At 48.9% G+C, this 13,801-nt stretch carries 9 protein-coding genes; 5 read left to right on the top strand and 4 right to left on the bottom strand.

Translation table 11 applies throughout. From position 1 onward, the window contains the following. A partial coding sequence (locus tag DBY90_RS12995; protein ID WP_185952206.1) for a hypothetical protein occupies window positions 1–236 on the top strand: 236 nt, incomplete at its 5' end. A gap of 384 nt (window positions 237–620) precedes the next feature. Here the strand turns inward: DBY90_RS12995 and rfbD are convergent. Further along, entirely contained in the window at window positions 621–1,484 is an 864-nt protein-coding gene (gene rfbD, locus DBY90_RS11150) for a dTDP-4-dehydrorhamnose reductase (protein ID WP_070492966.1), read from the bottom strand. A gap of 505 nt (window positions 1,485–1,989) precedes the next feature. Here rfbD and DBY90_RS13425 point away from each other — a divergent pair. The 3 genes from DBY90_RS13425 to pnp all read left to right on the top strand — a co-directional run bounded on the left by DBY90_RS13425 (window position 1,990) and on the right by pnp (window position 6,784). Next, on the top strand, window positions 1,990–3,387 hold the full coding sequence (locus DBY90_RS13425; protein ID WP_234405140.1) for a calcium-binding protein: 1,398 nt from the start codon (window positions 1,990–1,992) through the stop codon (window positions 3,385–3,387). Between the two features lie 170 nt (window positions 3,388–3,557). After that, a complete protein-coding gene (locus DBY90_RS11130) occupies window positions 3,558–4,424 on the top strand; it encodes a phosphoribosylaminoimidazolesuccinocarboxamide synthase (RefSeq protein ID WP_070492979.1) in 867 nt (288 codons plus the stop codon). A gap of 239 nt (window positions 4,425–4,663) precedes the next feature. Beyond that, window positions 4,664–6,784, top strand: coding sequence for a polyribonucleotide nucleotidyltransferase (gene pnp / locus DBY90_RS11125; RefSeq protein WP_049229141.1), 2,121 nt, complete (start codon window positions 4,664–4,666; stop codon window positions 6,782–6,784). A 225-nt stretch (window positions 6,785–7,009) separates the two neighbouring features. Here pnp and greA read toward each other — a convergent pair whose 3' ends face one another. After that, window positions 7,010–7,486 carry a transcription elongation factor GreA gene (gene greA / locus DBY90_RS11120; RefSeq protein WP_003742680.1) on the bottom strand — a complete coding sequence of 159 codons (477 nt, stop codon included), beginning with the start codon at window positions 7,484–7,486 and terminating at the stop codon, window positions 7,010–7,012. A gap of 197 nt (window positions 7,487–7,683) precedes the next feature. Next, entirely contained in the window at window positions 7,684–10,824 is a 3,141-nt protein-coding gene (locus DBY90_RS11115) for a DNA translocase FtsK (RefSeq protein ID WP_070492982.1), read from the bottom strand. 148 nt (window positions 10,825–10,972) lie between these two features. Between DBY90_RS11115 and DBY90_RS11110 the strand changes: the two genes are divergently transcribed. After that, complete coding sequence (locus tag DBY90_RS11110; protein ID WP_070492985.1) at window positions 10,973–11,650, top strand: energy-coupling factor ABC transporter permease; 678 nt, start codon at window positions 10,973–10,975, stop codon at window positions 11,648–11,650. Between the two features lie 56 nt (window positions 11,651–11,706). Here DBY90_RS11110 and DBY90_RS11105 read toward each other — a convergent pair whose 3' ends face one another. After that, complete coding sequence (locus tag DBY90_RS11105; RefSeq protein ID WP_107987240.1) at window positions 11,707–13,479, bottom strand: assimilatory sulfite reductase (NADPH) flavoprotein subunit; 1,773 nt, start codon at window positions 13,477–13,479, stop codon at window positions 11,707–11,709. Between the last annotated feature and the right edge of the window lie 322 nt (window positions 13,480–13,801).

Genomic DNA, 13,801 nt, shown 5'->3' with positions numbered 1-13,801 from the left:
GGGAAGCGGTCGATGTGTTTGGCAATCATGGCTTGTGCGGTTTGCTGGAAGAAGGTGCTCATGGAAAATCCCCTAAATGTCTTGGTGGGAATTTAGGGGATTTTGGGGAATTTTGCAAAGGTCTCAGCTCGTCTGAAAAATTTTCAAAGAATTTCAAGATTTTGTTCTTACGCTACCGCTATATGAATAAAAGGCTGCCTGATTTTTTATTTCAGACAGCCTTTGAAATATCATGAGGGGTAAGCGTCATCATCCCCTCTGTTTTGTTTAACCGGCTACGGGTGTAGTCGGAGCAACCGGTTTTCCGGTGAAGGAAGCACGTTTTGCGGCTTGGTAAATAGCCAGTCGTCTGCGATGTGGCATTATTTTTCCTTTCTGTGATTTAAAGGATTATTCTGAAAAGGAAGATGAATCAAATCATTCATTTACCGTTTAATAACCCTGTCGTTGATTGTTTATTGGTCTTTTATCAATTATTCAATATATTGTGAGATGTTAGATTAAAATGATAGCTGTTTTTTATTTAAACTAAAAGATGAATTGTGTAAAGTTAAATACTTGTTTCGTAAGGTTTGACGTTCATATAAAAGCCCCTGTTATCAGGGGCTTTTTAGTGAGGATTAGTCCAATTTACCGATGATGTCGTTTAAAGCTTTTTGCCAGTCAGAGGGTTTGATGCCGTAATCGTTTTCGATTTTTCGACAATCCATAATGCTGTACTCGGGGCGTGGTGCAGGAAGAGGATATTGGTCGGTGGTGATGGGTGTTAATTTCGGCATGTTGAAATTATTGTCATGTTTTAGTGCCGTTTGAAAGATAGCTTGGCTGAATTCATACCAAGTAACCGATTTGTTGCCGCCGAAGTGGTAGATTCCTCTGGAAGGTGATGGATGTTGCAAAAGTGTAATGATGGCTTGCGCCAAATCCCCCGCATAGGTCGGGCATCCGATTTGATCGTTAACAACGGAAAGACTGTCTCGTTCTTTTGCCAAACGCAGCATGGTTTTAACAAAATTGTTGCCGTATTCGCTAAATAGCCAAGAGGTACGGATAATCGTGCTTTCAGGATTAGCGGCAAGCGCGAGTAGTTCTCCGGCGGCTTTGGTGCGGCCGTATACGCTTTGTGGATTGGTGTAGTCATGTTCACGGTAGGGTGTTTTGCTTGTCCCGTCGAAAACGTAATCAGTCGATATGTGGATAAATCGGGCATGAACCGAACGTGCTGCGTCGGCAAGATTGTGAACAGCTGCAGCATTGACGGCAAATGCAGCAGGAACGTTTGTCTCTGCACGATCGACAGCGGTATAGGCGGCGGTATTGACAATCGCATCGGGTTGAAAGCTTTGAACCATATTGCGAACGGCATCAGCATCCGTAATGTCTAAGGAGGAGGAGTCAGTGGCAATCAGCTCCCAATTATCAGGAAGTCGGTCGCGGAAGCAGTGTGCGAGTTGTCCTTTAGAGCCTGTCAGCAAAGTCCTCATGGTATATCTCCTTAATGAATATTGTTTCAGCAAGATGCCCGTCATTATAGAACAAACATTAGCTCTTAACAGCATTTTACGCCTTCGCCGTTTTGAACCTGTGCTTATCGGAAAATTTGAACGTTGTAAGGTACGATTATTGCAATATCTCGCTAATATTTGGTGGTCAGATAAGACGAATTATGAAAAATTTTGTTTGAGGGGGAAAAAAGGGATCCCTGTTGTGGAAAGTGAAATAAATAGTACGTTGAAATAAATAATATTATTTCAAAAAATAATCAATATCTTGTTTTTTAAAAAGGAATTATCATCAGGATAAATTGTCAATTTGGATTTGATTGTTTTAAAAAAGGTTTCCATTCGTCTGAAATTTCAACCGTTAGCGAATTGAAAAACAGTTAATCATGAAATATCACTAGAATAACAGTGTAGGCAGTTTGATCAGTTTTTATTTTTTCAAAAGGCCTATGCTTCTTAATTACATATATTCTGGGAGTGATTTATCATGACTTATCATTATGGCGGCTATTCTTCTAAAGCCCACTTCAACTCATACTGCCCTCCGGTTAAATCCTACAATCCTTACTGCCCTCCTAGCCATGGTGGTTTCGGTTACAAAGGTAGTTTCCATAACTACGGCTCTTCTCACGGTATCAAAGTACATCATGGCAAAATCGGTCATGGTGCATACTGCCCACCTCCAAAAGTTGCTTACAAATGCGTGGTAATCAAGTTTGATTGCAACCCAGGTAAACCTTATTACCCTAAACCAGCTCCAAAACCGGTTCCTCCGAAAAATGTTGATCCGTACTGCCCACCGGTAGAGCCTCAAAAACCACAACCTCAACCACAACCTAAGCCGCAGCCTCAGCCGCAGCCTAAACCACAACCGCAACCGCAACCAAAACCGCAGCCTAAACCTAACGATAAAGACTGCAAAGATTGTGTTGATGACCATAATCAAAACAACACCTATGGTAATGTTGATAAAAATCCAGGCAACATTATCAATGTTGACGGTTCAACTAAAGATAAAAAGGGTGCAACCAAAACTGTGGGTACCGATAAGAAAGACACTATCTACGGTACCAGCGGTGAAGACGTAATTTACGGCGGTGACGGTGCTGACGTGATTTACGGCGGTGACGGCAATGACACTCTGCAAGGCGGTAACAACGGTGACTCTCTGTACGGTCAAGGCGGTAAAGACTACCTGCAAGGTGGTGATGGTAATGACTATCTGAACGGTGGTGCTGACGCAGACATTATGCGTGGTGGCGACGGTAATGACGTTTACTTTGTTGACCACAAAGGCGACGAAGTTATCGAATACGGTAATCTGAACGGCGGTATCGATACTGTTCGCAGCGTAATCGACTACACTCTGACCGACAACGTTGAACACCTGTTCTTGCAAGGTTCCGGAAATCTCAACGGTACCGGTAACGCTCTGAACAACGACATCAACGGTAACTCCGGCGACAACCACTTGTACGGCTTGGCCGGCGATGACTGTCTGGTTGGTAAAGACGGTAACGACTACCTCGACGGCGGCATCGGCAACGATGTCTTGATCGGCGGTACCGGCAACGATACCTATTTCTTCGATAAAGGTTACGGCCGCGATACCATCCAAGACGAAAGCGGTAACGATACCCTGCAATTCGGCAAAGGTATTTCTGCTTCCGACGTATTGTTGAGCAAATCAGGCAACAACCTGACCGTATCTGTTGGCAATAGCGACTCTGTTACAATTGACGACTGGTTCTCCGGTAACAACCACAAAATCGAAAACTTCAAGTTTGCCGATGGCAGCACTTACGAAGTAACCGGTCATGGTGATTACTACTCTCTGTCAGCTGTAAACAGCATCCAACAACAAACCCAAGTTCCTAGCATCTAATCTCTGATTAGTAGTTAGACTTAGGCTTGATGAGGTCGTCTGAAAGCGTCTGCATTCATGCAAAACGTTTTCAGACGACCTATTTTGTAAACAATCTGACCCCAAAATCCAAATTCGGATAAAATAACGGAATCCTGTTTAAACCAAGTCAGTGAAGGGAGAAACCTGAAATGTCCGAAATCAGCTTGAAAAAAATTTACTCTGGAAAAGTGCGCGATTTATACGAGATCGACAGTAAACGCATGTTGATGGTTGCGTCAGACCGATTGTCTGCATTTGATGTGATTTTAGACAATCCGATTCCGGGGAAAGGAGAAATTCTGACGCAGATTTCCAATTTCTGGTTTAAAAAACTGGCGCATATCATGCCCAATCATTTTACCGGCGACACGGTTTATGACGTGTTGCCTGAACATGAAGCTAAAGCCATTGAGAAACGTGCGGTTGTCGCCAAGAAACTGACACCTGTCAAAGTCGAGGCGATTGTGCGCGGTTATTTGGCGGGTAGCGGTTGGAAAGATTATCAAAAAAACGGTTCTGTCTGCGGCATCAAACTTCCCGAAGGGATGAAAGAAGCGCAGCAGCTTCCGGAAGTGATTTTTACTCCGTCCACCAAGGCTGCTGTCGGCGATCATGATGAAAATATCAGTTTTGAAGAATGTGAACGCATTATCGGTAAAGAGCTGGCGGCTGAGGTACGCGCTAAAGCGATTCAGCTTTATACGGAAGCCGCAGAATATGCAAAATCACGCGGTATCATTATATGCGATACCAAATTTGAATTCGGGCTGGATGAAAACGGTACATTAACCCTGATGGATGAAGTGCTGACGCCCGATTCCAGCCGCTTTTGGCCGGCGGATCAATATCAAGTCGGCACCAATCCGCCGTCTTTTGACAAGCAATTTGTTCGAGATTGGCTGGAGCAAAGCGGTTGGAACAAAAAAGCTCCGGCACCGGAAGTCCCTAGTGATGTTATTCAGAAAACAGTTGATAAATATCGGGAAGCATTAAATCTTTTAACCAAAGAATCATAAATTTGATAAAAGGTCGTCTGAAACACAGAAGTATGTTTCAGACGACCTTTTGCTGTCATGAATACTTGGATTTTATTTACATTTGCTATTATAATGCGCGTTTGGATTGACCTTTAAAAGGTCGTCTGAAAAATATAGTTTTTACCAACCGCCGCACACCTGAAACCCTAACTATGCACATTCTCACTTTTAGTGTGCATTATTAGTGTTTTAGCGTGCGGCATTTCGAAAGGAACAAAATGTTCGATAAACACGTTAAAACCTTCCAATATGGCAATCACACCGTTACCTTAGAAACTGGCGAAATCGCGCGTCAAGCCGCAGCGGCTGTTAAAGTATCGATGGGCGACACCGTTGTTTTGGTTGCTGTGACCACCAATAAAGAAGTCAAAGAAGGTCAAGACTTCTTCCCCCTGACTGTTGATTACCTTGAGCGCACTTACGCCGCAGGTAAAATCCCAGGCGGTTTCTTTAAGCGCGAAGGCAAACAAAGCGAAAAAGAAATTCTGACCAGCCGTCTGATCGACCGTCCTATCCGTCCGCTGTTCCCTGAAGGTTTCTACCATGATATCCAAATCGTTGCAATGGTGGTTTCCGTTGATCCTGAAATCGATTCCGACATTCCTGCCATGCTCGGCGCGTCTGCTGCGTTGGTGTTGAGCGGAGTACCGTTTGCCGGTCCAATTGGTGCTGCACGCGTAGGTTATGTAAATGGCGTGTATGTATTGAACCCGACCAAAGCCGAATTGGCTAAATCCAAGCTGGACTTGGTGGTTGCGGGTACATCTAAAGCCGTTTTGATGGTGGAATCTGAAGCCAAAATCCTGTCCGAAGACGTGATGCTCGGTGCCGTAGTTTACGGTCACGATCAAATGCAGGTGGCGATTAACGCCATCAACGAGTTCGCCGACGAAGTAAACCCTGAAGTATGGGATTGGAAAGCGCCTGAAACCAATGAAGAATTGGTTGCCAAAGTGCGCGAAATTGCGGGCGAAGCCATTAAAGAAGCGTTCAAAATCCGTCAAAAACAAGCGCGTTCTGCCAAATTGGACGAAGCTTGGAATGCAGTAAAAGGTGCGCTGATTACTGAAGAAACCGATACTTTGGCTGCCAACGAAATCAAAGGTATTTTCAAACATTTGGAAGCCGACGTCGTACGCACCCAAATTTTGGAAGGTCAGCCGCGTATCGACGGTCGCGATACCCGTACAGTCCGTCCTTTGAATATTCAAACCGGCGTATTGCCGCGTACACACGGTTCTGCCCTGTTTACCCGTGGCGAAACCCAAGCCCTTGCCGTAGCAACTTTGGGTACTTCTCGCGACGAACAAATTATTGACGCGCTTTCCGGTGAATACACCGACCGCTTCATGCTGCATTACAACTTCCCGCCGTATTCTACCGGCGAAGTCGGTCGCGTCGGCGCGCCGAAACGCCGTGAAATCGGACACGGCCGCTTGGCAAAACGCGCACTGGTTGCAGTATTGCCGTCTCCTGAAGAATTCAGCTACACCATGCGTGTTGTTTCCGAAATTACCGAGTCCAACGGCTCGTCTTCTATGGCTTCCGTCTGCGGTGGCTGCTTGAGCTTGTTGTCTGCCGGTGTGCCTTTGAAAGCACACGTTGCCGGTATCGCGATGGGTCTGATTTTGGACAACAACAAATTCGCCGTGTTGACCGATATCTTGGGTGATGAGGACCACTTGGGCGACATGGACTTCAAAGTTGCCGGTACGACCGAAGGCGTAACTGCGCTGCAAATGGACATCAAAATCCAAGGTATTACCAAAGAAATCATGCAGATTGCCTTGGCGCAAGCCAAAGATGCGCGTCTGCATATCTTGGAGCAGATGAAAGCCGCCGTGGCAGGCCCGCAAGAGCTGTCTGCTCATGCTCCGCGTCTGTTCACTATGAAAATCAACCAAGACAAAATCCGCGACGTTATCGGTAAAGGTGGCGAAACCATCCGTGCGATTACTGCTGAAACCGGTACTGAAATCAACATCGCGGAAGACGGCACCATCACTATTGCCGCAACCACTCAAGAAGCCGGCGATGCTGCGAAAAAACGCATCGAAGAAATCACTGCCGAAGTGGAAGTGGGCAAAGTGTACGAAGGTACTGTGGTTAAAATCCTCGACAACAACGTCGGCGCCATCGTCAGCGTGATGCCGGGCAAAGACGGTTTGGTACACATCAGCCAAATCGCCCACGAGCGCGTGCGCAACGTCAGCGACTATCTGCAAGTCGGTCAGGTTGTGAATGTGAAAGCATTGGAAGTGGACGATCGCGGCCGCGTACGTCTGTCTATCAAAGCTTTGGTCGAAGCTCCTGCCCGCGAAGAAAAAGCACCTGAATGATCGTTGAGTCAATTTTGATTGATGAAAGGTCGTCTGAAAAATTTCAGACGACCTTTTTTGCTAGAAACAAAGTAGAAATGCGGGAATGTGGCATTGGGCAATCTTGTGTCGGAGCTTTGATTGCTTCTTTAAGCAACGGTTTGGGCTTGAATGCTGAAAAGGTCGTCTGAAAACCATTTTCCTTGATTTTCAGACGACCTTTTATATTAATAATATTCGGGGCAATCAGATATATTGAACCGAAATAATGTCGTATTCGCGTACACCACCAGGGGCTTGTACTTCAGCGACATCGCCTTCCTCTTTGCCGATTAGGGCGCGGGCAATGGGGGAACCAACGTAGATTTTACCTTCTTTGATGTCTGCCTCGTCTTCGCCGACGATTTGATAGGTAACGTGTTCTTCGGTTTCCAAATCTTCCAGAGTTACGGTCGTACCGAAGACGATTTTGCCTTCGGCGTGGATTTCGGCAGGATTGATGATGTGCGCCATGGATAATTTGTGTTCCAACTCGGAAATTCGTCCTTCGATAAAGCCTTGTTTTTCTTTGGCAGCTTCATATTCGGCATTTTCGGACAAGTCGCCGTGTGAACGCGCTTCGGCGATGGCTTCGATGATTTCGGGACGGGCGACGCTTTTGAGGCGTTGCAATTCTTGTTTGAGTAATTCTGCGCCGCGTACGGTCAATGGAATTTTTTGCATGGTTTGTCTTCTCCGCAAAAGCATTTGGACTGCTTTTGCCTAGTAAATACGCGGTAAATATAATCCGCAAAATGAAAATAAAAATACAAGCCGCCTAAATTTCGGCGGCTTGTCTGTTTAAGAATGAATGGTGGTATTGTACCAAAACTAGGGGAAACTGCAACGGCAATAGGCTTTTTCGCCGCATCTGTGTGGCTTTAGTCCAAATGTTCGCTGCTTTGTGCCAAAACGGTACGGTTGCCGTTGGTTTCGGCAGGCGAAACGATGCCGTCTGCTTCCATTTGGTCAATCAGACGGGCGGCGCGGTTGTAGCCAATGCGTAATTGACGCTGGATGCCCGAGATGCTGGCTTTGCGCGTTTTCAGAACGACGGAAACGGCTTCGTCATACATCGGGTCAACTTCACTGTCGCTACTGCGGCTGATACCCGGCAAATCGTCGGTTGTGCCGCTCATCAGAATATCTTCGATGTAATCGGGCTCTCCGAATTGTTTCAGATATTCGACTACGTGATGTACTTCGTCGTCTGAAGCGAATGCGCCGTGAACACGTTGCGGATAGCCTGTTCCGGGCGGCAGGAACAGCATATCGCCTTGTCCGAGCAGGTTTTCCGCGCCCATTTGATCTAGAATCGTGCGGCTGTCGATTTTGCTGGATACTTGGAACGCGATGCGTGTCGGGATGTTGGCTTTAATCAAACCTGTGATGACATCGACGCTCGGGCGTTGCGTGGCAAGGATCAAATGGATACCGGCAGCGCGGGCTTTTTGGGCGAGACGGGCAATCAGCTCTTCGATTTTCTTACCTGCGGTCATCATCAAGTCGGCAAACTCGTCAACCACGACGACGATAAACGGCAGTTTTTCCAACGGTTCGGGATTGTCGGGCGTCAGGCTGAACGGGTTGGCGATTTTCATGCCTTGTGCCGCTGCTTCCATAATTTTTTGGTTGAAGCCCGCAAGGTTGCGTACGCCTACATGGCTCATCAGACGATAGCGTTTTTCCATTTCATTGACGCACCAGTTAAGCGCGTTTGCTGCCAGCTTCATATCGGTAACGACAGGCGCGAGCAGGTGTGGAGTGCCTTCGTAAATGCTTAATTCTAGCATTTTCGGGTCGATCATAATCATGCGCACGTCTTCAGGCGTCGCTTTGAAGAGCATGGATAAAATCATGGCGTTAACGCCGACCGATTTACCCGAGCCGGTCGTACCGGCAACCAGCAAATGCGGCGCTTTGCCCAAGTCGGTAACGACAGGCTGTCCGGTAATATCTTGACCGAGCGCGAGCGTGAGCTTGGATTTGGATTCGGCAAACGCGGGCGAATTGAAAATTTCGCTTAGGCGTATCATTTGCCGTTTCGGGTTCGGCAGTTCCAAACCCATACAGGTTTTACCGGGTATGGTTTCGACGACGCGGATAGAGGCAACGCCGAGCGAACGGGCGAGGTCTTTTTCGAGGTTCATGACCGAATTGCCGCGTACGCCGACATCAGGTTCGATTTCGTAGCGCGTAATCACCGGACCGGAATAGGAATCCACGACTTTGACTTTGACCTTGAATTCCGCCAGTTTTTCTTCGATGGTGATGCTGTTGTTCAGCAATTCTTCTTCGGTCTGCGTCGCGGCAGGGTCGAATTGAGGCGGGAGGAGCAGGGCGGTAGTCGGCAGATGGATACTGTTCGTCTGCGGGTCGGTGAGGTCGTCTGAAGCCGCGTCCCAATCATCGTCGCTGTCAAACCATGGTGTTTCATTGGTTTCAATGTTTTCAGACGACGTTTGCTCGTGTGGCAGGTCGTGTCCGAATACATCCACGGTATCGTTGTCTGCTTTGGAATCAACGTCATTAATTGTGTCGCTTGCCGATTCGCGAATCAGGTAATCATGTATAGAGATTTCCGGATTGTTGCTGATGTGTGCGTTAACTTCCGACTCAAATACGGAAACGGACGGATGGTTACGGAACACGGGCGGTTCGGGAATATCGATTTTGTTTTCGGGTAAATCGAATTGGGGCGGTTTCGGAATATCGACCGCAGGTGCCGGTACGGGCGGTACGGGAGGTGGTTCGATAACGGTTGCGTCAGGAGCGGGCGGACGAGAGATGAAAGTGTTTTCACGAACGGCGCGGGACAGTTTGGCGGGAACCGCCGCTTTTCGGCTGAAAACAGGAGCTGGGCTTCTTGCTGTAAAGGATGAGGTGGGTTTCGCCGTTGATTTTTCAACACTTTCTGCTTCTTGTTGAGACAGTTGACGACGGGTCATTTTTTCTGCGGCAGCTTCGGAGTGCTTGAGCGTGCGGCGGCGGTTTGCGGGCAGTTTCAGATTGGCAAAAATATCCTCATCTTCAATAATTTGAGGCTGGTATCCGCGCACAGGGGCAACGGCTGCGGCAAGTTTGTCGCGAGCGGCACGGCGCATGGCGAGATTGTTTTGGATGTCGATGACGTTGATTTCGTCTTTTTGACCGTAATAGTTGGCCGTAGAGGGGATGGATTCACGTTCGGCAGTACGCAAAGCGGTTTGTGCCGTTTCGATATGGGGTCGGCCGGCTTTTTCCAGATGGATGCTATCCACATAAGATTTGACACGTTCGCGCGTACGGCGTAAGACAGGGTCGTTGAAATCAATGACTTCCAAACCTTTCATCGGTGTAACCGATGTCCGCACCAAACGGATTTCCGGTTCGCTTTCAGCGGTGATGGCAACGGGGTTTTGTTTGGCGGTTTGATGCTCTTCCCATTCTTGAACGGCGGCTTCGGTCAGAGAGCGGGTGGCTTCTTCCAAAGTAATCTCTTCGAAGGAGCTACCTGTTACCAAACCGGGCGTATATTCCGGCGTATCGGACGTTTCAAACGGTACGATTTCCGGATATTGCTCAGGTTTGTGGGCATTTGGGCGGACTTTAGGGAGAGGATTGTCGCGCGTTGCGGGAAATTCAGGCTCGTGGAGGTATTCCGGCTCGAAATCGGTTTCAGACGACGTTTCGTATGTGGGTGATGAATCTGCCTCATCTTCTTGTACGGAAGGGGAAACTTGAAATGCGCCCATAGCCTCTGCCAGCGAGCTTGGAGAGAAAGAGGAGTCGTCTAAAAGCGTTTGCGTACGTTTCTTATAGTCGTGTTGCGCCGCCAAAAGACGCTGGCGGGCGATGGTTTTGTTGCCTGCGGTTTTTGCTTCTTCTGCAAGTTCGTATGCTTCGTCCGGATTTTCGTCAAAATCCCTGCCGCGTTTCAGACGGGTCAGCTCGCGTTCCCAATCTTGTTCTTGTTTTTTGTGCAGTAAAAACACGATGCCGATGGCAAGCAATAAAATAATAATCAGCACGCTCCACAACATATTGAAATTTTCCCGAGTCAAAAAAGCAAAGTCCGTTATTCTAACGCTTTTCAGGATGAAACAAAACCGACAAGGCTTTGTTTCCTTTCGGTTGTGCGAATCCACTATAATCAGGTCGTCTGAAACGCTTTTTAAACATTGAGGATATATGCTTTTCCAAACGGGATGGTTTTCGGGTTTGATTTTGGCTGCTGCGTGGTGCGTATTGGTTTTATTGTTGGCATTATCCGCGCCGAAGGCTTATCGTGATTTCCGAAAACATGGCTCGGCAGCCGCATTGGCAGGGATTATTTTGGCGTCGGTCTGGAGCTTGAATGCCACCCCTGACGGCGGGCAGCTTGCGGGGATGAGTTACCATCTGTTGGCGGTCAACCTGATTGCCTTGATGCTCGGTGTACCGCTGGCATTTTGGGCCTGTGCGTTGCTGTATTTGCCCTATGTTTGGATATTCGGCTCAGATTTGCAGGCCTATCCGGTCAATGCGCTTGCATTGTTTCTGCCTGCGCTGGCGGTCAATTTGCTGTCGCGTGCTTGGGTCAACCGGCTTCCCGCCAATATTTTTATCTTCATTTTCGTCAATGGTTTTTTAGCATCCGCAGCGGGTATGCTGCTGACCGGAGGTGTTTTGGTCGGCATATTGGACAGGGTGCGGGCTTTTCCTGAAACGGCATTGTGGAGTACGGCATTTCCCGTGTTTTTCCTCATTGCATGGGCGGAAGCGTTTTTAAGCGGTATTACCGCTGCTATTTTTATTGCGTTAAGGCCGCAGTGGATTAATACATTTGATGACGGACGCTACCTGAAACCGTCGAATAAGATTTGGTAAAAGGTCGTCTGAAAACCTGATTTGGGCTTTCAGACGACCTTTCGTTTGGGGCGGTATCAATAAACGTCGCGTTGGTAGCGTTTGTCTTCGCGCATTTCGTTAAGATAGTCTTCGGCATCGTCGCGGCTGAGTTTGCCTTGGGTTTCGATGACATCGAGTAGGGCGGTTTCTACGTCGCGCGCCATGCGGGTGGCGTCGCCGCAGACGTAGAGGTGTGCGCCTTGTTGCAGCCAGTTCCAGACTTCGGCGGCGTGTTCGGCGATTTTGTGTTGGACATAGACTTTGCGTTCGCCCTGTCTGCTCCACGCCAAGTCGGCGCGGGTGAGGATGCCTTCTTTGCGGTAATCGATCCATTCAAGCTGGTAGAGGAAGTCGTTGGCGAGGCGTTGGTTGCCGAAGATGAGCCAGTTTTTGCCGTTGTCGCCGTTGGCGGCGCGTTGTTGCATGAAGGCGCGGAAGGGGGCGATGCCTGTACCTGCGCCTATCATGATGATGGGGGTGTTGCCGTCGGCGGGCAGGCGGAAATTGGGGTTGGGTTCGACGAAGACGCGCACTTCGCCGCCTTCTTCAAGGCGTTCGCCCAGATAGCCTGAAGCTGCGCCGGTGTAGCTGTTGCCGTGGTGTTCGAAGCGGACGACGCCGACGGTCAGGTGTACTTCTTCGCCGACTTCGTCTTGTGCGGAAGCGATAGAGTAAAGGCGCGGGGTTTGGGGGCGGAAGAGTTGGAACAGGGTTTGCGCGTCCAACGGATGGGGATGGGCGACGAAGACGCCGACGGGCGGGGTGGCGGCGAGGTAGGCGTCCAATCGGGCTTTGTCGGCAGCTGTGGTTTTGAGTGCTTCGCTGCCCGACAATTCGGCGTATTGCTGCACGAGGGCGGGTGTGTTTTGCGTGATGTCGGCGGACTCGGTCAGAGCGGTGCGGATGTCGGTTTCGAGGTCGTCTGAAAGGCGGATTTTTTCTTTTCCGCTTAATTGGTGCAAATCAAGGATTTCTTGAACCAAAGCCGAATCGTTGAGCGGGAGTACGCCCAACGCGTCGCCTGCCTGATAGTGCAGGCCGGAGCCGGACAGGTCGATTTCGATGTGTTCCACATCTTTCTCGGCGGAACGTGAAGTGATTTTTTGGCGGACGGACAATGTGGCGGTATAGGGTTTGTCTTTTGTATAGACAGCGCCTGCGGTTTGGTTTGCGGCTGGTGTGGCGGTAGGCGCAGCAGCTTGGGCGGCAAGCTCGGCAACTTTGGGGACGACGGCTTCGATCCATGCGTCGGCGGCGCTTTGAAACTCTAAATCGCAGATGCCCAAATCGTTCAGACGACGTGCGCCCAGTTCGGCAAATTTGGCGTCAAAGTCCTTGCCCGCTTGGCAAAAATTAGGATAGGACGAATCGCCTAAACCTAAAACGGCAAAAGTGAGTTTGCCCAAATCGGGGGCTTTTTTGCCGAAGACGAATTTATACAGCGGCAGCGCTTCTTCGGGCGGCTCGCCCTCGCCTTGCGTGGATGTTACCAATAACACGATGTCTTCATCGGGCAGGGTTTTGCTTTTGAATTCACTCGCGCTGCTCAACACGGCTTCTACGCCTGCGGTTTTGAGTTTGGCGTGTAAAGATTCGGCAACGCCGCGCGCATTGCCCGTTTGCGAGGCGGACAAGACCAACACGCGTCGCTCGGGGGCTGCAACGGCGAGAGCGGCGGAAACACCCAAACTGCCCTCCACCCCTTGACTTTGCGCCCAGCAGTAGCCGGAAAGCCAAGCGAGCTGTGTAGGCGAGAGGGCGGCGAGTTGCGCGGAAAGTTCGGCGGGAAGCGGGTTGGCTGGTGTCATGTCGGTTCCTTTGGGCTGACGGCTGCTTGAGGCAGAGTGTTTGCCTGCGCGGCTTTAATGGTTTGATTGGTTGATGATTTTTATAGAAACAGTGGCGATACTGTAAACAGGTCGTCTGAAAAACGGAAAGAATGCTTGGTTTTAATTTAATGCGATTTCGTTATATTCTAGATTGGGAAAAAAGGGAGGGAAGAATGGTGATGGGGTTGGGTTTCAGACGACCTGACTATCATCTTTCGGATTGGCAAAATATAAATGGGTAAGAAATTTTTGCAATGAAATTGGTGGTTTTGTTGTGTATAGCTGCCTAAGTTTTGGAGAA

The sequence above is a fragment of the Neisseria mucosa genome, from assembly GCF_003044445.1.
Classification (GTDB): Bacteria; Pseudomonadota; Gammaproteobacteria; order Burkholderiales; family Neisseriaceae; genus Neisseria; species Neisseria mucosa_A.
This window is presented reverse-complemented; position numbering and strand designations above follow the sequence as displayed.